At 42.7% G+C, this 26,483-nt stretch carries 22 protein-coding genes; 4 read left to right on the top strand and 18 right to left on the bottom strand.

Annotated features, from left to right (window positions below; translation table 11 throughout):
• Window positions 1-28: 28 nt before the first annotated feature.
• The 9 genes from QZ576_RS04240 to QZ576_RS04200 form a co-directional block, all read right to left on the bottom strand.
• Window positions 29-634 (bottom strand): phosphatase PAP2 family protein, encoded by a 606-nt coding sequence (locus tag QZ576_RS04240; protein WP_297094400.1) that lies wholly within the window; start codon window positions 632-634, stop codon window positions 29-31.
• A 1-nt stretch (window position 635) separates the two neighbouring features.
• Window positions 636-2,087 (bottom strand): RNA polymerase factor sigma-54, encoded by a 1,452-nt coding sequence (gene rpoN, locus QZ576_RS04235; protein WP_297094398.1) that lies wholly within the window; start codon window positions 2,085-2,087, stop codon window positions 636-638.
• A 64-nt stretch (window positions 2,088-2,151) separates the two neighbouring features.
• Complete coding sequence (gene asnS / locus QZ576_RS04230) at window positions 2,152-3,588, bottom strand: asparagine--tRNA ligase (RefSeq protein WP_297094396.1); 1,437 nt, start codon at window positions 3,586-3,588, stop codon at window positions 2,152-2,154.
• Window positions 3,589-3,861: 273 nt separating this feature from the next.
• Window positions 3,862-4,650 carry a DUF2202 domain-containing protein gene (locus tag QZ576_RS04225; protein WP_297094394.1) on the bottom strand — a complete coding sequence of 263 codons (789 nt, stop codon included), beginning with the start codon at window positions 4,648-4,650 and terminating at the stop codon, window positions 3,862-3,864.
• A gap of 54 nt (window positions 4,651-4,704) precedes the next feature.
• Complete coding sequence (locus tag QZ576_RS04220) at window positions 4,705-5,268, bottom strand: hypothetical protein (RefSeq protein WP_297094392.1); 564 nt, start codon at window positions 5,266-5,268, stop codon at window positions 4,705-4,707.
• Window positions 5,269-5,290: 22 nt separating this feature from the next.
• Window positions 5,291-5,821, bottom strand: coding sequence for a periplasmic heavy metal sensor (locus QZ576_RS04215; protein WP_297094390.1), 531 nt, complete (start codon window positions 5,819-5,821; stop codon window positions 5,291-5,293).
• 3 nt (window positions 5,822-5,824) lie between these two features.
• Window positions 5,825-6,256, bottom strand: a complete 432-nt coding sequence (locus QZ576_RS04210) for an anti-sigma factor (protein ID WP_297094388.1) — start codon at window positions 6,254-6,256, stop codon at window positions 5,825-5,827.
• 48 nt (window positions 6,257-6,304) lie between these two features.
• Window positions 6,305-6,886: a sigma-70 family RNA polymerase sigma factor gene (locus tag QZ576_RS04205; protein ID WP_297094386.1), complete on the bottom strand. Its 582-nt coding sequence runs from the start codon at window positions 6,884-6,886 to the stop codon at window positions 6,305-6,307.
• 38 nt (window positions 6,887-6,924) lie between these two features.
• Window positions 6,925-7,740, bottom strand: a complete 816-nt coding sequence (locus tag QZ576_RS04200; protein WP_297094384.1) for a DUF4405 domain-containing protein — start codon at window positions 7,738-7,740, stop codon at window positions 6,925-6,927.
• A gap of 228 nt (window positions 7,741-7,968) precedes the next feature.
• Between QZ576_RS04200 and QZ576_RS04195 the strand changes: the two genes are divergently transcribed.
• Window positions 7,969-8,607: a hypothetical protein gene (locus tag QZ576_RS04195; RefSeq protein WP_297094382.1), complete on the top strand. Its 639-nt coding sequence runs from the start codon at window positions 7,969-7,971 to the stop codon at window positions 8,605-8,607.
• Between the two features lie 40 nt (window positions 8,608-8,647).
• Complete coding sequence (locus QZ576_RS04190; protein WP_297094380.1) at window positions 8,648-9,193, top strand: hypothetical protein; 546 nt, start codon at window positions 8,648-8,650, stop codon at window positions 9,191-9,193.
• Between the two features lie 152 nt (window positions 9,194-9,345).
• Here QZ576_RS04190 and QZ576_RS04185 read toward each other — a convergent pair whose 3' ends face one another.
• From QZ576_RS04185 to QZ576_RS04165, 5 genes are all read right to left on the bottom strand, one after another.
• Window positions 9,346-12,426, bottom strand: coding sequence for a CusA/CzcA family heavy metal efflux RND transporter (locus QZ576_RS04185; protein ID WP_297094378.1), 3,081 nt, complete (start codon window positions 12,424-12,426; stop codon window positions 9,346-9,348).
• A gap of 20 nt (window positions 12,427-12,446) precedes the next feature.
• Window positions 12,447-13,643, bottom strand: coding sequence for an efflux RND transporter periplasmic adaptor subunit (locus QZ576_RS04180; RefSeq protein ID WP_297094376.1), 1,197 nt, complete (start codon window positions 13,641-13,643; stop codon window positions 12,447-12,449).
• Between the two features lie 20 nt (window positions 13,644-13,663).
• A complete protein-coding gene (locus tag QZ576_RS04175) occupies window positions 13,664-14,908 on the bottom strand; it encodes a TolC family protein (RefSeq protein ID WP_297094374.1) in 1,245 nt (414 codons plus the stop codon).
• Between the two features lie 223 nt (window positions 14,909-15,131).
• The gene (locus QZ576_RS04170) at window positions 15,132-16,007 is read right to left on the bottom strand and encodes a pyruvate, water dikinase regulatory protein (protein WP_297094372.1); all 876 of its coding nucleotides are present in this window, start codon (window positions 16,005-16,007) and stop codon (window positions 15,132-15,134) included.
• Window positions 16,008-16,134: 127 nt separating this feature from the next.
• Window positions 16,135-18,522 carry a penicillin acylase family protein gene (locus QZ576_RS04165; RefSeq protein ID WP_297094370.1) on the bottom strand — a complete coding sequence of 796 codons (2,388 nt, stop codon included), beginning with the start codon at window positions 18,520-18,522 and terminating at the stop codon, window positions 16,135-16,137.
• Window positions 18,523-18,668: 146 nt separating this feature from the next.
• Here QZ576_RS04165 and QZ576_RS04160 point away from each other — a divergent pair, with 146 nt between their 5' ends.
• The gene (locus QZ576_RS04160) at window positions 18,669-19,112 is read left to right on the top strand and encodes a DUF2147 domain-containing protein (protein WP_297094368.1); all 444 of its coding nucleotides are present in this window, start codon (window positions 18,669-18,671) and stop codon (window positions 19,110-19,112) included.
• 110 nt (window positions 19,113-19,222) lie between these two features.
• Here the strand turns inward: QZ576_RS04160 and QZ576_RS04155 are convergent, their stop codons facing one another.
• Complete coding sequence (locus QZ576_RS04155) at window positions 19,223-20,002, bottom strand: radical SAM protein (protein WP_297094366.1); 780 nt, start codon at window positions 20,000-20,002, stop codon at window positions 19,223-19,225.
• A gap of 96 nt (window positions 20,003-20,098) precedes the next feature.
• Complete coding sequence (locus QZ576_RS04150; protein ID WP_297094364.1) at window positions 20,099-21,001, bottom strand: hypothetical protein; 903 nt, start codon at window positions 20,999-21,001, stop codon at window positions 20,099-20,101.
• A 192-nt stretch (window positions 21,002-21,193) separates the two neighbouring features.
• Between QZ576_RS04150 and QZ576_RS04145 the strand changes: the two genes are divergently transcribed.
• A complete protein-coding gene (locus QZ576_RS04145; protein ID WP_297094362.1) occupies window positions 21,194-23,527 on the top strand; it encodes a TonB-dependent receptor in 2,334 nt (777 codons plus the stop codon).
• Between the two features lie 64 nt (window positions 23,528-23,591).
• Here QZ576_RS04145 and QZ576_RS04140 read toward each other — a convergent pair whose 3' ends face one another.
• Both QZ576_RS04140 and QZ576_RS04135 read right to left on the bottom strand, forming a co-directional pair.
• Complete coding sequence (locus QZ576_RS04140) at window positions 23,592-25,961, bottom strand: TonB-dependent receptor (RefSeq protein ID WP_297094360.1); 2,370 nt, start codon at window positions 25,959-25,961, stop codon at window positions 23,592-23,594.
• Between the two features lie 164 nt (window positions 25,962-26,125).
• Window positions 26,126-26,473, bottom strand: coding sequence for a hypothetical protein (locus QZ576_RS04135; protein WP_297094358.1), 348 nt, complete (start codon window positions 26,471-26,473; stop codon window positions 26,126-26,128).
• Between the last annotated feature and the right edge of the window lie 10 nt (window positions 26,474-26,483).

The following is a 26,483-nucleotide window of genomic DNA, read 5'->3' as shown; positions in this document are numbered from 1 at the left end:
TTACCTGAAATTATGAATGTTATGCTCCTCACACAAAATAAAGCACCAGGTAAAGTACAATAAAACCAAGTCCGTATCCGGCAATAATTTGTTTCAAATCGTGTTTACCCAAAATAAGCCGTGCAGTTCCGATTAATCCCGACAACAGCACAACAATTAAAACCGAATAAACCGGGTTAACCCCGCTTCGGAAAGATAGCGCAAACAAAGTTCCGCTTAAACCACCAATGGCTGCCATGTGGTTGCTGATCTTCCATTTTAGCGAAACAATAAGTAACACAACAAGCACCAGCACCGAAGCCAGCATAAACAGTTTAAACTCGGGAACAGCCTGTACTTTTCGTAATAAAATAAATCCCAGGTAATAGAAAACCGAGGCACTCAATAATGGAATCATTCGGTCGCGGCTATTGGGCATATTTACATTAAAACGCGGATTTAACGAAAGCACTGCCACCGAAAGCAAAGGCAAAATACAGGTAGTGAAAAACACTACCAACAGCACAAAACGTTTGGCTTCCCATAAAAGTAATTCGAAATAAAATCCGGAATGCAAGAGCAGAAACATGCCGATCGTCGGAATCAATACCGGATGAAATATTATAGATATTATCCTCGCTATTTTCTCCGACATCTTATAATTCTTTTCGTAAACGAGCTACCGATATTCCCATCTGCTCGCGGTATTTTGCAACTGTTCTTCGCGCAATATTGTACGATTTCTCTTTGAGGATCTTCGCCAGTTTCTCGTCGGTTAAAGGCTTGCGTTTGTCCTCGCCCTCAATACATTCCTGCAGAATCTTTTTAATTTCGCGTGTTGAAACCTCTTCCCCGTCATCTTTTGCCAAACCTTCGGAAAAGAAATACTTAAGCGGGTAAATTCCAAAATGCGTTTGAATGTATTTACTGTTCGAAACCCTTGATATGGTTGAAATATCGAGTCCTGTTCTTTCGGCAATATCTTTCAAGATCATCGGACGAAGTTTTGTTTCGTCGCCTTCCTGAAAATACTCTTTCTGAAAGCTGATGATCTCCGACATAGTAAGCAACAAAGTAGTTTGCCGCTGGTGAATCGCATCGATAAACCATTTTGCCGAATCCAGTTTTTGTTTCACAAAAGTTACCGCCTCTTTGTCGGTTTTTTGCGCCTTCTGGTTTTGACTCATGGTTCGCAGCATTTCCGTGTAGGTATCGTTGATTTTTAGCTCCGGAACATTACGTTGGTTTAATGACAAACTCAATTCGCCGTCAACCAACTCCAGAATAAAATCGGGAACAATATGCTGATTCGATTTATTTAGCGGATTACTGTACGAGCTTCCCGGCTTTGGATTTAGTTTCAGTACCTCGTCGATACCTTTTTTCAGCTCCTCATCCGTAAGCTCCAGTTTCGATCTGATTTTGTCGTAATGCTTTTTTGTAAACTCCTGGAAATAGTCCTTTACAATGGTTTTTGCCAATTGAAATTCCTTGCTCTCTTTCCGTTCGAGTTGCAACAACAAACATTCGCGTAAATCGCGGGCAGCAATTCCCGGTGGATCAAATTCCTGAATAGCCAGTAAGATCTTCTCCAGTTTTTCCTCCGGAACATCGAGGTTCATATTAAAGGCCAGATCGTCGCTGATGGCCATTAAATCGCGTCGGAGGTATCCGTCGTCATCAATGTTGCCGATAATATATTCGGCCAGTTGCTGCTCCTCATCATCTAAATCGGCCAGCCCCAGTTGTTCATTCAAAAATTCGTGAAAACTTGTACCTACCGAAAAAGGCACATCGATGTATTTATCGTCTTTCGAATAATTATTTACGTTTAACTTGTAGGTTGGAATTTCCTCATCCTCGTAATAATCATCCATCGAAAACTCTTCGTTGTCAATGTCCGAGTTATTATCCTGACCGTCATCCATTTGGTCGTCAACCGACGAGGGATTATCCGATTCCAATTCCAAAACCGGATTTTCTTCCAGCTCCTTTTTGATCCGCTGCTCGAGTTGCATAGTTGGGATTTCCAAAAGTTTGATCACCTGAATTTGCTGAGGTGATAACTTTTGGAGCAGCTTCTGTTGTAATGATAGTTTTTGCTCCATAATCCCAATTGTTACCTCCGTAAAAATAACATTTTTTTCGGAGTAGCTTTTCTAAATTACACCATCAAAATTCAGCATTTTTCGGTGCACGCGGAAAGGCGATAACGTCGCGGATGTTGCCCATTCCGGTAACAAAAAGCATAAGGCGCTCGAAGCCAAGGCCAAAGCCACTGTGCACAACCGAACCAAAACGACGGGTATCTAAATACCACCACATTTCTTCGGCCGGAATATCCATTTCTTCCATACGGGTAGTCAGCTTCTCAAGGTCTTCCTCACGCTGCGAACCACCGATAATTTCACCAATACCCGGGAACAACACATCCATTGCGCCAACTGTTTTACCGTCGTCGTTCTGTTTCATGTAGAACGCTTTAATGTCTTTCGGATAATCGGTAAGAATTACCGGGCACTTAAAGTGTTTCTCTACCAGGTAACGCTCGTGCTCGCTTTGCAGGTCAACACCCCAGTCAACCGGGAACTGGAACTTTTTCTTTTTATAGGGTTTCGAGTTTTTCAGTACATCGATCGCTTCGGTGTATGGCAAACGTATGAAATCGTTTTTCAACACAAACTCCAGCTTCTCGATCAAATCCATCGAACGCTGATCTTGCGGTTTATTTTTCTCTTCCTGCTTTAAACGATCTGCTAGGAATTTCAGATCATCCATGCAGTTATCCAAAGCATATTGAATACAGTATTTCAGGAATTCTTCTGCCAAATCCATGTTGTCTTTCAGATCGTAAAAAGCCATTTCAGGTTCGATCATCCAAAACTCAGCAAGGTGACGTGTTGTATTCGAATTCTCGGCACGGAATGTTGGTCCGAAAGTATAAATCTCGCCCAATGCCAACGCACCCAACTCACCTTCCAGCTGACCGGAAACGGTTAGGTTGGTAGCACGGCCGAAAAAGTCCTGGCTGTAATCAACCTCACCCTCTTCGGTTAACGGCGGATTTTTTGGATCGAGTGTTGAAACGCGGAACATTTGTCCGGCTCCCTCTGCATCACTAGCTGTTACAATTGGTGTGTGCAGGTAGTTAAAACCTTTTTCGTTAAAATATTTATGAATGGCAAAAGCCATTGCGTGGCGGATACGAAATACCGCACTAAATGTATTGGTACGGAAACGCAAGTGTGCATTTTCGCGCAAGAACTCCAGCGAGTGTTTCTTCGGCTGTATCGGATATTTTTCCGGATCGGCAGCTCCCAGCAAATCAATCGATTTTGCATTCAACTCAACACTTTGGCCACTTCCTGCCGATTCTACCAATTCTCCCGAAACGGCAATTGCGGCTCCGGTAGTTATCTTGTGTAATAATTCTTCGTCAAAACTTGCAACATCAACTACCACCTGAAGATTATGAATTGTAGATCCGTCATTCAGCGCAATAAAATTTACGTTTTTACTTCCGCGCTTTGTTCTCACCCAACCTTTGGCAACTACTTCGCTGCCTGTTTCTCCATTCTTCAGAATCTCTTTAATTTTCAAACGTGCCATGATGTATAATTTTCTGCCTTTAATTTGTCTGTTTTGGCTTTTTACAGCCTTTTAACTTTTCGAAATTTGAGCTTACAAATTTATACTTTATTAGCAATAATGTAAACGTACGGTACATTTTCGTCCGATTTTTAATACTTACGTGAAGAACACCCCTAAAAAAAGGGCTTTGAATAAAAAAATGCCGGTAAACAAAAAAGGCTGCCTTAAAAAAGACAGCCTCCTGATCATCAATAACCGTTTCCGGTTAACTCTGTGTTTTTAATAATGGTTCTATTTGTTTTGTCCGTTTCGGTAGCCTCCCTGACCGTAGCCTTGTCCACCATTACCATAACCTTGTCCACCATTACCATAACCTTGACCGCCGTTACCCATTCCCTGACCGCCGGCACCATAACCCATCGAATTTGATGCAGCAAGAATAGCTTCATATTCTTCTACAGAAATAAACTGTGGAATGTAAGATTCGCCAAGTGCTTCCAGGTTTCGAACGAATCCACGCATGTGGTTTTCCGAACCTTTCAGCAGGTTTTCGTAAACGCGGATGATATCAGTGTTTGCTGTTTCATCCAACTGATCTTGTAAATCAGCAATGTCCAAATCTTCTATTGTTGCACCAACAGTTAGCGCTTCAGCCAAACTTGCAGATCCTTTTTCAATAAGCTGAGCATACAATTCTGCCAGGGTTTGGTTTGAAAATACACCTTCGCCATCAAGCGCCGGATCTTCAATTCCATATCCGTCAAGCAACACAAGCACTGCATCCATGTGGCTTTGTTCGCTGTTGGCAATATTCAAAAATAGCTGCTGGCCGTACAGCCCGTAAAAATGCATATAAACATTGTGAGCCAGTTTTTCCTCCTCTCGCATCAACAGCAATCCTTCAATATCTGCGTCAGTTAGATGTTCATCGAAAGTACAGCTGTCCTGGCATATCGCAGCCAGTTCTACACTTTTGTCGGCCAAAACCAACGATTCATCAATTCCTTCTGTTTCCGAGCAGGACGTAAAAAATAATGCTCCCGCTGCTACCATTACTGCAATTGTTTTAATCCTTTTCATTTCTCTAAATTTTAGTTCAACTTAATTTATTTCTATCCTCAATTATTTATTCACTTAAATTCCTGTTGCACGTCGGCAATTAACTCCTCTTCCACTATTATTCCGATAGTTGCCATTGCCGCTGCACCAATTATTGTTTCCCCGATTTCCGCGGCCATTGTTATTTGCGTAGGCTGCTCTGCCACCATTTCCACGGGCAAAATTTCCGCGGCCATTTCCATTACCTCTTCCTACATTCTGATTTCGTCCGTAGCCACCATAAGCCTGAAGCCGATCGTATTGAACTTGCTGCTCTTCAGTTAAAAGCGACTTCACCTCGTTGCGGTGTGCCTCCACATTTTTTAGCATTTCCGTTCTTATTTCGCTTTTCTCAACAGCGTTTACAGTTGATCGGCGTTGTTCACGTAACTCATCCATCGTCTTCTGATGACTGGCTTCGAGTTCCTGAATGCCTGTTTCCTGTTCCTCTGTCAGATCTGAAATCTGAGTCAAACAAGGAAGATTCTGATTGTTTTGTACCGGCATTGCTCTTCTTCCACGTTGTGCAAATACGGTTGTTGTTGTTAACACCAGGGCAAAGAACACCCAGGCAACGTTAATTAACTTGCTAGTTTTCATTGTTTTAATATTTAATCGTTATTTACTCTCTATTCTGTCGCCCGTAGCGTCGGCCGCCACGTTGAGGCAACGAAACATCTTCTTTTGATTTTGTCATCGACAGGAAAATTTCTTTCAATTTCTCCTGCTGGTTCGCATCGCAAACTGCTTTCATATCGAGATAGTAATCTGCAGTTAAATCCTTTAAGGTTTTGTGCATTTCTCCAATTTCGCTTGAAATCGAATGAAGTTTTGTGGTGTCAGCCTCGGCTTTTCCCATTTCCTCCACCATTTCAATTCGAAGAAGCGTAAGCTGATCTGATATCCGGCGTGCACTCCGGTTGTAGCTTCTATTCAATTCCCTAAACGATTCTACCTGGTCGGGTTGCAAGTTCAGTTGCTCGCGGAAAAAACGCGTCCGTTGTTCCGAAGGCATCTCAACCTGTTGTTGTTCTTCTGTAGCTTTTTTATCCTGCTGTTTGTGGTACCAGAACGAAATTCCCATCGACAGGTTTGTGGCTGCCAGAATTACAATTACCCAGATTAATATGCGATATGTATTTTTTGTTGCCATTTGTTACTCCATTAAAAATGATTCGATTGGCTCATCTTGCAATTCATTCCAATAAGGAACCATTTCCTGCTCGCTTAAACTACTGTCGGTAATTGCTACCTTAGGCGTTTGACCTAATTTAAAACCGCCATAAATACCCAGTAACAAGATTATTGAAAATGCCACCGGCTGCAGGATCCGAATCAAAACCGGACGCGCAACAGGCTCTTCTTGTGACTGTTTTTCAAGTCGCGCTTTTACACGGGTAAAGAAGAATGGATTTTCATCTGTTACTTTATCGCTATCCAAAATTCGGAGTGTATTTTTCATTTCCGCTGCAAAAAGAGCACACTCCGAACACTCATTCAGGTGTTTCTGAACCTGTTCCATTTCTGAAACCGACAGCTCCTTCTCAAGGAAGAAAATCAACTTGTTATGTACTTTATTACACTTCATCTTTTTAGCAGTTATTAATATGACACGTTCATTCTTAAAAACTTGCGCCTACATGCACTTTTTTTTGTAGCACTTGTATAATTTTTTCTGCAGGCCCTTTTTTGCCCGGAACAAAAGCGACTCAACCGACGAAACCGAAAGGTCCATCACCTGTGCAATTTCCTCGTACGACAGTTCTTCGTATTTGCTTAAAGTAAAAGCCACTTTCTGATTCTGCGGCAAACTGTTAATCGCCTCCTTTAAAATAATTGCCCGTTGTTTGTTCTCGAAGTCGTATTCCGGCTCGTCAGAATTCGCCGTGCTTACCTGCATCACCGCCTTGTTTTTGGCTGCCACCTCATCTTCGAACGAATGAAACCATTTGTGCTTTTTATTATCGCGAATATGGTTCAACGAACGGTTAACCGCAATACGGTACAACCAGGTTGAAAGTTTTGCATCGGCCCTGAATTTATCAATGTTCCGGTACACCTCCACAAAAACATCCTGCGCAATATCTTCGGCATCTTCCCTGTTCTGCACCAAACCATAGCAGGTATTCACCACCAGTTTCTGATGTGTGTCGACCAGTTTTTTGAAAGCCAGTTCGCTCCCCTGTTTTAGTTGTTCTATGATATCGGTGTCGGACATTCTGCTTAGAAAAATACCACTTTTAAAGGTACTGGTAATTATTCAGAAAGGATTTTGTAAACATCGCGCGGTGTAAGATCATTATTCTCCCCAATGGTGCGCAAGGTTTCTGTCGGTTTCGCCACGATGTTGTTCTTTTCCAGAATTTGAATCAATTCATCAGTACTCTTGTTCAGCTCTTTGGAAAAATCCTCAATGGTTTTTCTTCCAACGCCCATTCCCTGACCTTGATTGGCCGGCTGTTTTACAATGATCTCGTAAATCTCCAGAGGAGTTGAATTATTTGCTTCGGCTATTTGTTGCAGGCTTTGGCTATGAATATCCTCATAGGCAATTTTATGACTGTCCAGTTTTCGGGTTATTTCGTCAACCGATTCCATATCTAACTGGTGAGCCAGCTCAGAAAGCGTTAACAACTCGGCATGAGGAACAGGTGCCCGCTCTTCGGTTTTCTCCCACGAGTTAGTTGCACTTTCGCCTAAATCCATAACAGTTTGAAATGGCGGAATGGAAAATACGGTACCGAAAAAGAACACCAGCACCACTACAATTGAAAAAATGAGTTCCTTCTTTTTATTAAATCCTTTTGTGGTTTTCGATTTTAGATAGGATACAAAAGATTTCCAGTTCACCGCAAACAGGTGAAAAATGGAAAGTATGATAAACGCCAGTGAAAAGATGGTATGAACAGCCTGCCAGCCTTCTTTTGATAAACCTGCCAGTTCCCAGTTTACCCAGTGGGCGTAACGTCCGGGAGGAGATACATACAAAATTAAACCCGAAACCAGGATCACTAAAATTCCCCAGGTTAATCCAAAACTTATAAAGGCGCGCCAGCTAAACTTCGTTTTCATTTATTTAAAATTTATGTTTTTGTTTAAATTTTAAGGTATGACACCGAAGCTAGGGAAAACTTGCGCGGGAGTTTCGATATTTATAAATACTTTAAATTACCGCCCATTTAAAATTTCTATTGTAATTAACAATATAAGTATCTATTTTAGTTGGTGTTCCCGATTTTGATACACTTCCAAATAAATCCGAAATTTTACGAAGAGTACTAAATGAAAAATTAAATAATTATGCAGCAGAAGGCAGAAAATGTAGGGACTAAGATGTTACTATTCTTAATCTTTTGTTTGTTAAATCTTAGTTCTTATTCACAAGGAATGCCTAATTCTGAGTTTTTTATAAATCACTATTTTCTTAATAAAATGAAAATAGATTCCATGTCACATTACTGGGTTTATGAACAATCATTGACGAATATTAATACAGAGCAAATTTCAATGAAAGCATTGAGAAATAATGAAAAGCGCAAATTTGATGTAGAGAATCCAAAGGAATATTATCAGCGTTTTCCCATTGACGATATTCTGGACACAGAGAATCTAAACGTTATGAAAAAACAACTTAAGAATTTAGAATCCAAAGGCTGGGATAATAATAAACTCCTTGAAAATATTTCATTGTTAAGGACCAATAAGGACATTGAGAAGATATCACATAAATTATTAAAAAATAAAAGATTTGCAGACAAAGTAAAATGTGTTTATGAATTTTCATTGCCAGTGTTTTCAAAAGATAAAACTGTTGCTATGATTTTTGTGAATTCATATTGTTCAAGAGCACAAGGTGGTGACATTATTATTTTTCATAAGGATAGTAACCAATGGGAGATTAAGTGTTTTTATGAACGATGGATAGCACTTTATGACTGAATAATCAAGAACAGTTTATTAAATGAAAAATTAGGAAACTATGATGCAAAAGGTTGTGATTGCAATTAGTATTATCTTTTTTATTTCTTCCGGACTCGCTCATTCTCAGAATAAAAGCTATAATGAATCGGCATACGAACTTATAAATGAAGTAATTTCAAATAAAGATCCGAATTCTTATCTCAGCAAAGAAGTTCTACCTGTGAACTGGGAGAAATACCTTGAAGTTAACTATTTAAACAACAATAATTCAGGCGTGGACAAGTTTTTTGAACCAATACATCTTGAGTTGTCTGTTGAGGATTTGGAGTTTATGAAGACTATTGCTGTAGAAAAAAAAATTAAGCGCTGGAAAAAGAAATATATTAAGGGCATTCGATTAATCAGAAAGAATAAAAGGATAGATTACTCAGAACACTCAAAATATAAAATATCACAACCTGTGTTTAATGAAGATTTGTCTTATTCGATTATAGTAGAAGAATATATAGGAGGAATGGAGAATGCCAGTTCTTTCATCAGAATCTATAAAAAAATTGAAGACTCGTGGAAAGAAATTGCGTTTGTAGAATTATGGGTAAGTTAAGTTTAAAACAACTCATTCTGGCGCAAATTTGTAATTTGTGCCTTCTCAATTGAATAAAGTCCGGGGCAGTAGAAATTACTTAAATACAGCCCCGGACTTTTCAGAATAGTGATAGCCTCACTTTGAGTGAGACTATCACTGCTCAATGTCTGCTACACTTCTTTTGCCGGAGTCTTTTTACGTTCAATCCAATAATACGCAATCGGCAATACCAAAAGCGTTAAGAATGTTGAAGTTACCAAACCACCGATTACCACTGTTGCCAGCGGGCGTTGCACCTCGGAACCAGGACCGGTATTAAACGCCATTGGAATAAAACCCAAACTCGCTACCAAAGCCGTCATTAATACCGGGCGCAAACGATCTACCGATCCTTCGATGACCAGCTTTTTGAGGTCGCCTTTTTTCTCTTTCCTCAGCATGTTTATATGATCGACCAGCACTATACCATTAAGCACCGCAACCCCGAACAAGGCTACAAATCCTATACTTGCCGTTACCGACAGATACATTCCCCGGAGCCATAGCAGGAAAACTCCCCCCGACAAGGCAAATGGCAGGTTCAGCAAAATCAGTATCGCATAGCGCATTTTCCCGAAGTTAAGGTACATTAATCCGATAATGATAAAAATGGAAAGCGGAACCACCAGCATTAAATGACGCATGGCCCGACGCTGATTTTCGAAAGTTCCGCCGTAATCGATAAAATAGCCTGACGGGATACTGGCACTTTTATCAATCTGTTCCTGCAGCTGCGAAACGTAGGTTCCCAGGTCTATGTCTTTAATGTTGATTCCAACAATTAATCGTCGCCAGCCATTTTCCCGCTGAATTTCGCGCGGACCTTCCTGTAATTCGATATTTGCCACCCGTTTTAACGGAATATAACCGCCGCCCGGAAGATGCACCGGAGCTTCTGCAATTTTTGGCAACTGGTCGCGAATATTTTCAGGATAACGCACTACGATTCCGAAATGTCGTTGTCCTTGGTACAATTGCCCGGCTTCCTGCCCGCCAATACCGGCCTCAACTACTTTTTGCACATCATCCACATTTAAGCCAAACGAAGCCACCGCCTCACGATCAATATTTACCGTTAAGTAAGGCTGCCCTGCCGACTGCTCCACGTAATAATTGTCAGTACCCGGGAAGCCGGAAAGCAAGGCGGAAATATTCTCACCAACTTGATCAAGCACATCCAAATCTTCGCCATAAATTTTTACTGCCAGGTCGGATTTTACGCCGCTTGTTAACTCGTCAACGCGCATAGCAATTGGCTGCGTGAAATTATACGCCAAACCGGGTTCAGTTTGCAAATACGGTTCAATCCGGCTGATGATGTCTTCTTTTGTTACACCTTTCGGCCATTCTTCAATGGGTTTCAGTACCACCCACACATCGGTTTGGTGAACCCCCATCCAGTCGTTAGCCAGATCGGAGCGACCGGTTTTGGGGACCACTGTTTCCACTTCAGGAATATTTTCCATGATCTTGCCGGCCAGCCAATCGGCATTTTCCATCGATTCTTCCAACGTTACCGATGGCATGCGCACCTGTTCTATCAAAATCGATCCCTCATCCAGTTCCGGCAAAAACTCAGTTCCCAATCGTGTCATTAAAAATATCGATACGACGAAGATGGCCAGTGCAGAAGAACCCACAAACCAAAGCTTGTTCATGTTCTTTTCCAGCCCTTTTTGATAGCGCGGCCGCATCCATTGGATCAGGTAGTTTCGGCGTACTTTTACCTTTTTTCGAAATACAACGGCCGACATGGCAGGAACAAAAATCAACGCCAGCAACAACGATCCAAATACTGCTGCTGCCACGGTAATCGCCATCGGGCGGAACAAAATACCTTCCATTCCACTGAAAGTCATGATCGGAACATAAACCATCAGAATAATGAGTACACCGAAAAAGATGGGCCGCACCACATGATTGGCTGCTTTTCGAATCACTTCATCTTTCGACTCTTTCTTGTTCTTTTGCAGGTCGTGAACAATGTTTTCCACCATAACCACCGAACCGTCAACCACCATTCCGAAGTCGATAGCTCCCAAACTCATCAGGTTGGCTGCCAGTCCGAATTCGCGCATTCCGATAAAGGCAAACAACATCGAAAACGGAATTACCATGGCAACAATCAGTGCTCCGGAAATCTCGCCAAGCAACAGCAGTAAAACAACGATAACCAAAAAACCACCTTCCAACAAGTTGGTAGAAATGGTAGAGGTTGTTCTTTTAATCAGGTCCGACTGATCGTAGAATTTCTCTACGCTAACACCTTCCGGCAGACTGCGGTTAATTTCTTCAATTTTATCTTCAATCTCCGAAATAACTTCACGGCCGTTTCCGCCACGCAACATCATCACAATTCCGGTAATCACCTCGCCTTTTCCGTCTTTGGTAACACCACCCTGCCTGATCTGCTTTCCTTCAACAACACTGGCAATATCTTTTATAAAAATGGGCTTGTTATCAATATTTTTTACGATGATATTCCGCACATCATCCATGCTGGTAATTTGCCCCACACCGCGAATAATGTACTGCTCGCCGTTGTGCTGAATGTAATTTCCGCCCGACACACTGTTGTTTTGTGCAATGGCATCCATCACTTCTGAAATACCGATGCTGTAGGTGCGCAGCAAACCCGGCTGAATGATAACGTTGTACTGTTTTACAAATCCGCCAAAGGAATTGATCTCCGTTACCCCCCTTACAATTTTTAATTGCGGAGCGATTAACCAGTCCTGAATTTCGCGCAGTTCCGACAGCGAATAATTTTCACCTTTAACCACATACTGATAAATCTCGCCAAGTGCTGTTGAAATGGGTCCCAGCGAAGGGCTTGAAACACCCGGCGGCAACTCATCGACTATGGATTGCAGCCTTTGACTAACAATCTGCCGGGCAAAATAAATATCTGTTCCCTCATCAAATTCAACGGTAACCGCCGACAGTCCGAATTGCGAAATGGAGCGAACTTCAGCCACATCGGGCAAACCGTTCATGGCCGTTTCTATCGGGTAACTTACCAGCTTTTCTACGTCGAAAGGAGAATAACGACCGGCCTTTGTAATTACTAAAACCTGCACCGGCGTTACATCCGGCTGCGAGTTAATGGGCAGGTTTATCAACGAAAAGTAGCCGGCAACAGCCATTAATATCACCAGAGATAAGGCTACGTATTTTTGACGAACACTAAATGAAATTATATTTTGAAGCATCAGCCGAGTTTTTTATGGTTTTATTCTTCAGAAATGATATCGAAACGCGACAGCGCTTTTAAGCTAAACACTTTTGTAACGGCCACTTCTTCGCCGGCGGAAAGCCCCGAGGCAACAAATACAAAATCGCCTTTTATTTGCTCCACTTCAATGGGTCGGCGTTCAAAAGTATTCGCATCTTTTTTCACAAAAACAATGGGCTGATCGCCATCGTAAGTAAGCGCCTGCAACTGAATGGCCACAGTTTCTTTTTGCGATTCGGAAGTGATTGCCAACCTGAGGTTTTCGCCCGGTTTGGGCCAGCCATCTTCCGACGGAATAATAATATTTACCACCACTGAGCGACTGGTTTCATCCAGTCCGGGATTTACCGAAGTAATTTTTCCTTTTATGGTAACATCTTCCTGCTCACGTTTCGAAATTTCAACCAAATTCCCGGGTTCCACCAGCACTGCATCGCCGGGTGAAACGTAACCGCGAATGAGCACCTCGTGCGTATCGAGGACGCGCGAGAGGTTTTCCAGCGCATTTACCGACTGCCCCAGTTCTACAAAATTCTTCTCGATTACACCGTCTATCGGTGCAACAATTTTTAGTGTTGGCTCAAAATTACCGGAGTCAGAAAACTTGGCAATTTCCGAATCGGGAACACCAACCGCCCGCAATTTCGCGTAGGCCGATTTCAACGATGCCGAAGCACGCTGGTATTCTGCTGTTGCCTGCTCCAACTCGCTGGTGGAACTAATGCGTTCTTCAACCAGCTGCTCTAAACGCGCCAGCCGGCTTTTCTGAAACGATTCCTGCGCATAAGCCTGCAAATATTCCGAAACCAGGTTCCCGTATTCCAGGCTTTGAATTCGAAACAACTCCTGGCCTTTATTCACCCGGTTTCCTTCGTACACTTTAATGGCAGTAACCTGTCCGTTAATTGGTGTACTGATAATGCTGGAATGCCCCGGCGACGGAAAAACAACGCCCGGCGCCAAAATCTGATGATCGACAAATTCGCTTTTTATCGCTTCCGTTTTTATCGAAAGTTCGTCGCGCTCTTTATCCGACAACTTGATTGCAACCACTTTGTCGGTACCATCTTTTAACGATGGCGGCACATCGGTTTCAACCGCTACTTTTTCTTCTTTCGGCTCATTTCCTGAGTTACAGGCTGCAAATGAGAAAAGGATCATTACAATTCCGAGGTGAATAAATTTGGTGTTCATATCGTTTTACTTGTGTATTGCTAATAGATTAATTCCTGATTGAGGTACTGCTCGAGGGCAGCCAGTTGCATATAATAATCGCGGAGGGCAGTTAAATAACGCTGCTCGCTTTTTAAATAGATCTGTTGCGCGTTCAACAATTCAAGGAGGTCGATTTCGCCCAGTTGGTAGGCTCGCAACGACATGCTCTGCAGTTTCGACGAACGCTCCTGCATCGAATCGTGATAACGGTTTACGATCGACCGGCTCACCGAATAATTGTGCCAGGCATATTCAATTTCCTTTTTCATGTTCAGGCGGATTTCCTTTTGGTTCCAAAGCAGCTCCTCCTTTCGGGCGGTGGCCATTTGTATTTTTCCTTTCTGATCGAACGGATACCAGATAGGAATGCTCAAACCAATCTCGAATCCGTTAAAATCGTAGCCGGTTCCGTAATCCTGTTTGTAGAGGCTAAACCGAACATCGGGAAGAATGTTGCTTTTGGCTTCTTTCAGAAAATAATCGGAAGCGTTCAGCAAGTTCATCGAAGCGCGGTAAGCCGGCTGCTCTTCCTGAACCGCCAGTGCCTGAATTTGCGAAATATCGATGTCGGTGGCATAAAGCGTGTCGGCAAACTGAATACTGTATTTCTGCTCTTCAACGGGCAATCCCATAACGTTAAAAAGTCCGTAGCGTGCCTGGTGCAAAATCCACTCACTCTGGTCGAGATCATTTCGGGCTTCATCCAGCTGAATTTCGGCATTTGTCAAATCGATGCCGTTTCCCAAACCTGTCTCGAATTTCGAATAAACTGCATTGTACAGGTCTTGCGCAAGATTTAACTGGTTTTCGCGCGAGCGCTGCAGATAAAGCGCATACACCACTTCGATGTACTTACTTTTTACCTGCGAACTGATTTCCTTCTCTTTAGCAACAATAACATTTTGTTGTGCCTCCACTTCCTGCTTTAAAGCTTTTACACGATAAACCGACGTTAAGGGGAAATCCACTTCCTGCGTTATGGCCACGCGTTTTTCGGCAAACGGCGCCGTTGGATCATCGCTGATACCTTCTTTAAAATAACTGATTTCGGGGGCAGAAACGCCCGTGTTGGTTCGCCACTCGTTTTCCTTTTGAACTAAACGCGCCCGCATTTGGTTGAGCTCGGCATTGTTACCGATAGCCTGTTCTACGGCCTGTTCAATGGTTAACAGCTCGTCTTGTGCATAAACGCTGCCAGCCAGAAATATCAGGAAAACTAAACTGAATTTTGTTAGTCTTAACATGGTTTTTTGGAATTTAACGATCAATTTGTTGTGCTTAAGTTACAAAGAGTTCGGCACTTTGTTCAACTTTTGCCACACGAAAATATTTATGACCCATAGTAAATAACAATATTGGCCTTTATAAACATTTGACACATTAAATTGAAAAAACCTTCGCACCTGTTACCAGAAACTTTATGCAGAATAATTATTTCTGAATGTAAAATTCCTGCTGATTGCCGTTTTATTCCTGTCCCGGTTCAGTCGGCCCACTGTAGGGCGACTCCAGTTTTCGTCCACGGTACGAAAAACGTTTCGACATATACGACAGAATTTCGTTGGCCGTACTTTCAATGGGTTTATTGGAAACATTAATAACAGTAAATCCTCCCCGATCGAAAACAAACATCGCTTTCCGGATCTCTTCGCGCACAGCACGCTGATCGACATATGATTCAACGTGGTGATTATCCCAACTGGCAATCCTTTTCTGGCGATGTGCAATTAACTGGCTGGCTCCAATATGTAATCCGAAAACACGGTTTGGGTCTACCTGAAAAAGTTCATCCGGTGGCTGAATACCGGGTACCAGCGGTACATTTGCCACTTTCCAACCGTACATGGCCAGGTACACGCTTAACGGCGTTTTTCCGGCACGCGAAACGCCGGTTAAAATTATCTCTGCGTTACGCAAACGTTGCGGGCTCATGCCATCGTCGTGCGACAAAGTGAATTCAATCGAATCGATCCGGTCGAAATACTGATGATTGATTTCGCGGTATAATCCGGGATGCACCATCGGCTCCACATCAAGCGTTTCATCTAAATAATCGGCCAGCTCGCCCATTAAGTCAATTACCCGAACTTTAAATTCTTCTGCCAGCTCGTTAATCTTGTGGCGCAATTCGGGATTCACCATCGTATGAGCAATCAAACCTTTATCAGCTTTGGCTCTCATAATGATGTCGAAAACCTCATCTTCGGATGTTACCCGCCCGATAATCTCCACAGGAACCTTGTTCTCGGGGTACTGAATCAATATGGCCTGAACCAGGTTGTTCCCGGCAATTCCCGTTCCGCCCGATACCACATAAATGGGTGCTGGTGATTTTTTGCTCATAACGCTGTGCTTCTATTTCTAGAGGAACAAACAGCGCAAGAAATTAGTTTATTATCAAACGCAAATTGACTTTCTCCCTAAATCCCCTGAAGGGGACCAGATCGTACTCCCCTTTAGGGGTTGGGGGTTATTCAGGTTTTAATTGCATTTTAAAACGGGCCTTGTTTTCTACATTTTGTTTTGAAAACAGATCCGGATGATAGTCGTTGTTCAGGTACAGCTCTGTTTGGTCGAGGTAGAAATCGCTGGCCGGAATACCACTTGTACCTGTCGGAATAATTGTCTCCGAATCATCCCAGTTAGCAGTGCTGAAAATGTGTCGGTGCGATGCGCCGTGCACGGTCTCATACAAATTTTTGTACGAATACGAATACGGGCACACCGTATGAAAACTTCCCGGCACCTCGAACGGTCCGCGGTTTAATTTTAAGGCTTTATTGAGTACATCGACCACTCCCAGCGGATGCGCCAGCGTAAACGAATGTATTTTTCCCCAGCTCCAGTCATCAACATTGTTCCCCAAATTGGCTGTTAGCTCTTCCACCGTTTCGTTAAACGACAGCGCCACAATATCATCAAAGCTTTCGGTTTGTTCGGTCATTACATTATCGGTCCACTGTGAATTACCCTTTGCCAACAGGTTTATCATCAGGTTTTCGAGTAACATTTTCTGTCCCAACATTCCTTCAAATAGTTCCGGCGACAGTTCATCTTTTACCAGGTTCTCCATCGATTTTCGGTACAGAATCTCAAAAATGGATGCTGCCTGACTTTCGCGTGTAAGGTTATAATCCCAACTTTCTAAAGTATTTAAAGCTGCCTGTTCTGTTTCAGTTAATTCTGTTTGTTTTTGCAGCGACTCGATAAAAATTTGTGTCATCTGCTCCGCCGTTTTCGATTTCCAATCGCTGTGCATGGCTTTAAAATCGTCAATACCTAATTTCTCTTTTGCTTCCAGCATTTCCCTGATCCGGTCGATCCGGCTTGGTGTTGCATACCAATGACTGATGTAATAAGGATAATCGTCAGGCGCGGTTTTGTTGTTGGCCGACGACACGTACCCTCTTTCCGGATTAAACTCGTAAGGCAGTTCCTCGAACGGGACCAAACCCTGCCAATCGTATTTACTGCTGTCGCCCGGATAGATTTGAATTCCCGAGCCGGCGCGAAGAGGCACTCCGGCACTGCATTGTAAACCAATATTTCCTTTCGTGTCGGCATAAACAACATTCTGGCTCACCGATTTAAAGGTGCTTACTGCATCACGAAAATCGCTCCAGTTGTTGGCACGGTTCAACTTAAAAACGGTGCGGATCTCGTTACTCATTTCGTTGCCCAGCCAGCGAATGGACAACGGTGTTTCTTTTTCCTTTTTAAAACGATTGACCATTGGCCCGCGGTGCGTAAATTTCAACTCCTCTGCAAACTCCTCGCCCTCTTTCGTTTTAATAATCTCCTTTTTAATTTTTAGATCGTGCCAGGCACCATCGAACCAGTATTTTGTAGAGTCTTCATTTAATTTTTCGGCATAAAAATCGAGGTCGTCCACCATTACATTGGTCATTCCCCAGGCAATGCTGTCGTTGTGGCCGCAAATAACAAAAGGCTGACCGGGAACCACCAGCCCGGTTACATTAATTTTCCCCTCAACAACCTGGTGCATCTGGTACCAGATTCCCGGGGCGAATAATCCCAGATGCATGTCGTTAGCTAAAAGCGGCATTCCGGTTTCGCTCTTTTTGCCTGCAACCGCCCAGTTGTTACTTCCGTTAAAAATCTCGGCACCCAGTTCTGTCAGGTTCTCTGAGGCAGACAATAAAGTCTCCGATGCTTCTATCTCAATATTTCCAAACTCGGGATAAATAGCTGTTTTATGATTTTTCAAATCCGGTATCAACTCGGCAATTTTTTCATCAGAAACCTCGGTGCGCAACTGGTGCAGAAAATACTCCGTTCCCCAACCCATCGATAAATCCCACGACATGTAACCAATCAGGTTGATTGAATGTACCGGTTCCCACCATTCGGGTTGGTAACCTAAAACCTTAAACTCGGGAGCTAAGGGGAATTTCGCAATATATTGATTTACCCCATCAGAAAAAGCTTCGAGAGCAGCTACAACCTCGGGATCAGAATTATCAAGTATTTTCTGTGACTTTTCCTGAATGCGTAAGGCCCGCATCATCAAATCAGTTTCCACCTGGTCTTTTCCCAATATTTCTGATAATCGTCCTTGTGTTACCCGCCTTAAAAGATCCATTTGCCAAAGCCGGTCTTGTGCCATTGCAAATCCCACGGCACGGTACATATCGGCTTCATTTTCGGCATAAACATGAGGAATAGCGTGCTCGTCGCGAATTATTTCAACATCCGATTTCAAGCCGTATAAAACAAAATCTTTGTTGTAATCGGGTACCGCGGCCGTTTTTATAAATTGAAGAAGAACAATACCTGAAATTGCCACAATGACAATAAAGAATAGTAAACCAAATAAAATCCATTTTGTAGTTTTCATCGTTAAGCGATCTGTTTTTGATTTTTATACAAGCGAAATATATTCAACTGATTTTTACGAACGTCTGAAAAAAGAAAAGGTTTTAACACCTGAAACTTTAATTATTTCTATATTTAGAACTATAAAATTAAGTTAATTAAGCTATTATGAAGAAACTAATCATTCTTTTTTTCCTTGGAGTTTATGCGCTTACCAGTGTTGCGCAGGAAGCCGACAAAATTGTTGGTATATGGTGGAATGATGAAAAGACCACGAAAATTGAGGTAGAGAAAAAAGACGGTAAGTACATCGGTACCATTGTATACATGATCCCCGAAAAATACGAAAACGGAGCGCCTCCTAAAGACGATGAAAATCCGGATCCGGCATTACGCGACCGTTCGGTTGTAGGAATACAAATTCTGAATGGATTTGAGTACGATGCAAAAAAAGAAGAATGGAAGAATGGTACCATTTACGACCCAAAATCGGGTAAAACCTACGATTGCTACAGCTGGATGGAAGGCGACGATCTACTAAAACTGAAAGGATTTGTTGCCGGAATACGTATGCTGGGCCGCAGTTCGGAGTGGTATCGAACAACGCTTTAGTATCACAGTGCTGTCATTTCGACGAAGAATGAGGAGAAATCTCTTTCATCTTGAAACAGATTTCTCAGTCGTACCTCCTTCGAAATGACAGCATTTGATGAACTCAAAAATTAACCCGAAACCTGAACATCAAAACCGGCTTCACGTACACGTTCGGCAATTACATTCAAATCTTCCAACGAAACTTTTTCGAGCGTTTCAATCGGGGTATCTCGGGCAATGGTGTAGATCATTACCTGCAGAGGCTTGATTTTTTTCAGCAATTCTATCCAGGCTGAGATCTCTTTCTCAGTAGTATTATCAATGGTTTTGCCTTTGTAACTTCCGCGCACAAACATCGTTTGAATGATCACCTTACCGTTAAAAGCGATCAGTTGTTCGATGGTGTTCGAGAGCTTGAAATTACCTTTTGGGCAATCCAGCAACTTTACGGTTTCCTCAAATGCCGAATCCAGTTTCTGAATATTGTCTTTTATTTTCAGCAAAGCCTCAAAAACCGATTTCCGATGAATCATGGTTGCATTGGAAAGCACAGCAATTCGTGCATCCGGAGTAATTTCATCACGTAGCGCAATGGTATCATCGATAATTCCTGCAAACTCTGGATGCAAGGTTGGCTCACCGTTTCCGGCAAAAGTAATTACATCAGGGAGTTCATTGGCAGAAACCATTTCGTGCAGTTTCACTTCTAGGCGCATTTTTACATCGGCGCGCGACGGGAACGAAACTTTTTCTTTGTACTCGCCGGGTGTAAAACCACATTCGCAGTAAATACAATCGAACGAACAAACTTTTGCTTCGGTAGGCAGTAAGTTTATACCTAGCGACACACCCAAACGGCGGCTTTTTACCGGCCCAAATATTATTTTATCGAATAAAAATGTTGCCATAGAATAGATCTTTACAGTTAATAAATCACTGAAAAGGTTTGATTTTTAAAGGAAAGTCAGGCTTCGCCTGCAAAAAGAGATCTCGTTTCTGATGAATTACTGGATCTCAAATGTTGTTTCGCCAATTTCATTTCCATCGGCAAACAGGTTAATGGTATAGGTTCCCGGCATCATTTCGGGCTCGTTGGTATTATCCCAGAAAATAGCCACCGGTAAATCCTGTCCTTCGTAAACTACCTCGCGCATTGCCGAATATTGGATTTTCAAATCTTCAAACTGAAAAACATCGTTTTCCGATTTTACCATTAACAGCTGATCGGGGCGCATAATTCGCACGTAAATCTGCTTAGGCCCTCGCTTGGCCGTTGTATTTTGCCCCAGCACAAAGTAAATACGCACTTTGGCTGTACGTTTTGCAAACTTGGTCTCTTTGCTGCGGGTATTCAACGGCTCCGCCACCAACTGACGTGTTTCGAGCATGGCAGCACGTTTCAGGTTTTGTTGCAGGCGTTCTTTTTCCTGGTTAAGCTGTTGATTGGTTTGCTCAACCTCTTTGTATTGTTGTTTTACCTCGCGGTTTTCCGCCATCAGCTCTTCGTTACGTCGGTTCAGCGAATCGATCTGCACCACAAAATCACGCATAATTCCGCGCAGAGTGGTTACCTGTTTCTGGTAGTCCGAAATTTTCGAGAAGCTTACTTTTTTGGTTTGCTCCACTTCAATCAGTAAATCTTTTACTTTGGTTTGAGCCACAAAAAGCTGCTCGCTAATTGTATCATTTTCGGTTTTTAACGAATCGTAACTGGCAGCAATTTCGGTTAACTGATATTGAATGGAATCTTTTTCAGCCGTAATTTCGTGCATTATCACTTTATGATCCCGTCGTTGCATAAAAAACAACACCAATACAACTGCCAATACCACAGCAAGAACAATAACAATTATATTGTTTCTCATGTTTTTCGAATCTTTCTGCATCGCATCAATCTGGCTACTCATAAACTTTAATTTTTTTGTCCTGCCATTATTAAACGAAACAAAAATAATAATCTTTTATCCGGTGGCAAGTCAGCTTAAAATTTATTCAAACAATTAACGGAGATATACGTTTAGTTATTTATATTAATTCTAAATAAGACTTTCAACTATTAATCAAAATCACTCTCACAGAAGAGATAAAAACAGAAAATAATGAACAAAAATATACTCCTTTTATGTCTCGTACTTCTTTCTTTTTCATTAAAATCGATGGCCCAAAACGAACATTACGATGCAGTAATTATCGGACATGTTGTTTCTGAAGGTCAGCATATTCCATTCGTCAATATTTATCTTGAAGATACTAACTACGGAACTACGACTGATGTTACCGGCCACTATATGATGGTTGACCTACCCATTGGCGAGTTTACCATTGTGGCCAAAATGATCGGCTACAAGGAAAGCAAAAAACAGGTGGTTTTAAAAGCCGGCGAAACGGTCGAGGTTAAGTTTGATCTGGAAGAAGATGTAATTCACATGGACGAAGTGGTGATTACCGGCACAAAAACATTTAAACGGCAAACTGAAAGTGCTGTAATTGTGAATGTGCTTGATGCCAAAACCATTGAAAAAGTAGCGGCGCAAACCATTTCCGAGTCATTGAGTTTTCAACCCGGATTACGCATGGAAACCGACTGCCAAACCTGTAATTACACGCAGTTACGGATGAATGGTTTGGGCGGCGCTTACAGCCAGATTCTAATTAACGGTCGCTCTGTTTTTAGCCCGCTTACCGGACTTTATGGCCTCGAGCAACTGCCCACCGAAATGGTTGAGCGCATCGAAGTTGTTCGTGGCGGAGCGTCTGCACTTTACGGATCGAGTGCCATTGGCGGAACCGTAAATATCATTACCAAATTGCCGCAGCGAAATTCGTACGAAGTTACGTCCAACAATTCCATTATCGGCAGCGACGCACTCGACTACAATGTAAGTGCAACATTAACCGCCTTATCGCAAAAACGGAACGCCGGAATGTCAATGTATGCTTTTCACCGCCAGCGCGACGCTTTTGATGCTAACGGCGATAATTTCTCGGAGTTACCGGAAATAAAGAACAACTCGTTTGGCATTAATTCCTTCTTCCAAATCGATGAAGATCAGAAAATTGAGGCGAATTTCTCGAGTACCTACGAATACCGTTTCGGAGGCGAAATGATTGACGGACCGGCCTACCTGGCCAAACAATCGGAAGAACGGACTCACAATGTATTAATGGGAGGAATCGATTACACCTACACCCCAACAATGCGTACCAGTTTTGTTCTTTATTCTGCCGGACAGTATACACAGCGCGATCATTTTACCGGCATTGCACCCGACGAAGGACAGGAATTACAGGACTATAACAATGCGCCACCTTACGGCGATTCAAAAAACTCGACCTACCAAGTTGGGGCACAGGTAAACCACGCCATAAACGATTTTGTTGGCGCCGGCACTAACATTCTTACTTTTGGCACCGAGTTTATTTACGACGACGTTTTTGATGAAATTACTGCTTACGATTATTTGATCGATCAGCAAACCAAAAACTTTGGTGCATTTATTCAAAGCGACTGGTCGATTACTCAAAAAACAACTTTGCTGGCCGGAGTACGTGCCGACAAACACAATTTTGTCGATAAACTGGTACTGAACCCGCGGGTTTCGCTGCTGCTGAAACCTGATTCGTACACACAGCTGCGTCTGTCGTGGTCAACCGGATTTCGTGCACCGCAAGCTTTTGATGCCGATATGCACATTGCTTTTGCAGGCGGAGGAATTCAAACCATTGAACTGGCCGACGATCTGGAAGAAGAGCGTTCGCAAAGTTTAAGTGCATCGTTAAACTGGGACAAACCTACCGAAAAACACATTATTGGATTTACGCTGGAAGGATTTTACACCCAGCTAAAAGATGCTTTTGTTTTGGAAGAAGTGGGAACCGATGATGCCGGTAATTCGTTGATGGAAAAACGCAACGGCGGGAACAGCCAGGTGTACGGCGCTACTTTTGAAGCACGCTCCAATTTCGACCGTAAACTACAAATTGAGGCTGGAATAACCGTTCAACGCAGCGAGTACGACAACGCCGTTAATTGGTCGGAAGAATTGCCGGGTGAGAAAAAGTATTTGCGCACGCCCGAAACTTACGGCTACTATACACTTACATGGACGCCGACGAACCGGTTTAGCGCATCGTTGTCAGGAGTGTACACCGGAACAATGTTGGTGCCTCATTACGGTTTGGCCGGTGATGCAGGTACAATCGATCAAGACGTGCTTTTTGATTCGCCATCATTTATGGAAACCAACGTAAAAGTGGGTTACACTTTCGAGCTGAAAAGAATCGATTCATCGATTGAAATATTTGGCGGCGTAAGCAACCTGTTCGATAATTACCAGGATGATTTCGACAAAGGTAAAAACCGCGACAGTGGTTATGTTTACGGTCCGGCAAAACCGAGATCAGTTTTCTTTGGAATTAAACTGTTTAATTAAAAGAGATAAAAAAAGCTGCCCAACACAATTGCCGGGCAGCCTTAAAGCACATATATTTAAAAGCCTAATACAGACTTCCGATCTTTATCCCAAAATAAATAGTTCTTGGAGATAGCGGTCCATACACATACGATGGATCGCGATCGATGCCTGTATCAAAATCTTCCTGATAGCTGTTAAAGATATTTTTCACACCACCGTTCAGCTCTACTTTCATGTAGTCTGACAAACGAAAATGGTAGCATAGTTTTACTCCTGTATCGAAAAACGAATCGCTTTCGCGCAATTCGCCAACTTCAGGATTTGCGATTCCGGGGCCAAAATAAGGCACCAGCATTTTGCCGGTGTAATTGCCGGTAAGCGCAATATCGAAAACGGGAGTTGGGCTGATATTCGCACTCAGGTAACCGTAAGTATTTGGCGTTCTGAAAAAGCGCTTTTCGCCAAATTCCTGTTCTGCCTCAAATTCACTTTTCTGAACGGTAAAGCCGGACTGCAACTGGAATTTTTGCGATGGCGACGCATTCAATTCAATATTGATTCCCTGCACGCGCGCTCCGTCTTCGGCATTTACACGGGTGTAAACTACGGTTCCATTTTCGTCGGGCGTACCGTATTCGTTGGCAAACGGATCAACCAATTGGGTGTAAAATCCTTCCACCAACAACTGATATTGCCAGTCGCCAAATTCGTTTGAATAATCAAGCGATGCCGTAAAACTATTTGATGATTCCTGTTTCAGGTTCGGATCATTCTCATGAAGCACTTTTCGCGATCCTGACGTTTCAATGTGAAGGTCTTCGTCAAAAATCTGCGGTGCACGGAAACCGCGGCCAAAACTACTTCTGAACTGCAGGTGATCGGCAATATTATACAACAAACTCACACGTGGACTCAATACTTTTCCGTTCACATCATCGCTGTTTTCTATCTTCTCCTCAATGTTGTAATGATCGAAGCGCAAACCGGCACTAAAAACCACTTTATCCGTTTTCCACTCCGACTGCAAAAAAGCGCCGTAATTGGTCATTCCCTGATCGGCAATTTGTGTATTTTCGTAGTGCACATCATCTACAGGATCGTAATAACCAAGTTTTTCATCTTCCAATGAACTCCCGCTGGTTTCAATTCCTGAAGTAATTGTTGCCGGAGAAAACAACAGGTAATCAATATTCCGAATGTATTGCAAACCCGCAGCATAAGTCAAGTCCTCAGTATGTCCGTATGCCGATGGATCTTGCTCAGCGCCATAATACGAACCGCGGTCAACACCCTGCATCGATACAAATGCCGAAAACTTATCATTATCGCGAAGCAACAGATCGAAATTCAGAGCGCCCGAATTAATCTGGTGTTGCACACTTTCCGAGATATCCGACTCATGCAGCGGAAGCTCGAATTTATTTCCTCCGCGACGGTCTTCGTTTATATTAAAATAATCGACGGTAATTTTACCACGGTTCGCCACACGCTGGTAAAAACGTGCTCCGATTGTTGTATTGTTGATACTTGCCAACTCCGAAAATCCATCGCTATTGGCATCAAAAGGATCGCGTTTTCGGTGAAATCCGAAGATGCTCATTCCCGTTTTATAATCGTCGGTTACAAACGAGCCATTAATGTTGATGTTGTAATCGCTGGCTGCATCGTAGTCGCTTCCGGCTCCCACAAAACTATGGTTTACTGAAGTTTCGAAACTGTTCGTTACCGGGTCCTTTGTAATCAGGTTGATGGTTCCGGCAATGGCGTTACTTCCGTACATCGACGAACCGCCACCACGAATTACCTCCACCCGCTCGATCATATTTGCGGGAATCAACTCGAGGCCATAAACACCGGCCAGCCCGCTAAAAACCGGACGCGAGTTAATAAGAATTTGCGAATATGGTCCTTCCAAACCGTTCATTCGCACCTGCGAAAAACCACAGTTCTGGCAGTTGTTCTCCATGCGCAAACCAGGCGAGAAATTCAGTCCTTCGCTTAAGGTTACGCTCTGCACACGATCGAATAATTTTGGGTTTATACTGTTTACAATGGTTGGCGTTTCTTTACGGCTTTTGGCATTCCGGTCGGCCGACACAACTACCTGTTCAATACCGATATTATCCGGCTCCAACTCGGCCAGAATGGTAATACTCTTTTTGGCTTCCATTTTCACTTCTTTCTCAAAAGTTTGGTAACCAATTGCCGAAATTACAATCACTTGTTTTCCAAGTGGTAAGTGGCTCATTTTAAAATGCCCGGTAGCATCGGCTGCCGTCCCGATGGTAGTACCCTTAAGGGTTACCGTTGCAAACGGAATATGTTCTTCGCCCGATTTTACATCGCCAAAAAGCATGGCATCGGTCTTATCTTTTTTGTCGTCTTCAGTCCCTTCTGCCCAGGCAATCTGGCAAGAAAAGAACAGCAATAAAATTGCATATATGGGTTTCATAATATGTGTAATATGTTGTTTTCAAACTACTAAATCTGTCTTTTTCGAAAAGCGATAAACCATCGCCTCAGCCATCCCAAACTTTGGTTAAAACGGAAGACAAGCCATTTGAACGCAGACGGCCAGTTGTTGCAATTTTGCAACGCTAATAAGTATTTTGAAAACTAGGCAGGAGGCGCCCGGGGAATGGTATGACGGGAAACAGGAATCGTTACTTCCTGCTCATTGTAAACAATATAATCGACATGAACAACAGGCACTTCAAAATTGAAAGCGGTAAGTCCCGGAGTATCATAAAGATCGGAATGCAGCGAGGAATAAAGATTGATTTCCCGTTGCGAGTGTTTGTGATCGTTACCATCCGAATCGGATGTTGGGTGCGAGTGAGTTACAACAATACCGTTTGCATAAACGTGGGTATGTTTATTTTGTATTGAAGTTTGAACGATGTACAAATACACCGGAAGAATCAATACAAACAGTAAATTTGTATGTTTTCTTATTAAATTCACTCAATCGATT

Source organism: uncultured Draconibacterium sp., assembly GCF_913060805.1.
Classification (GTDB): domain Bacteria; phylum Bacteroidota; class Bacteroidia; order Bacteroidales; family Prolixibacteraceae; genus Draconibacterium.
This window is presented reverse-complemented; position numbering and strand designations above follow the sequence as displayed.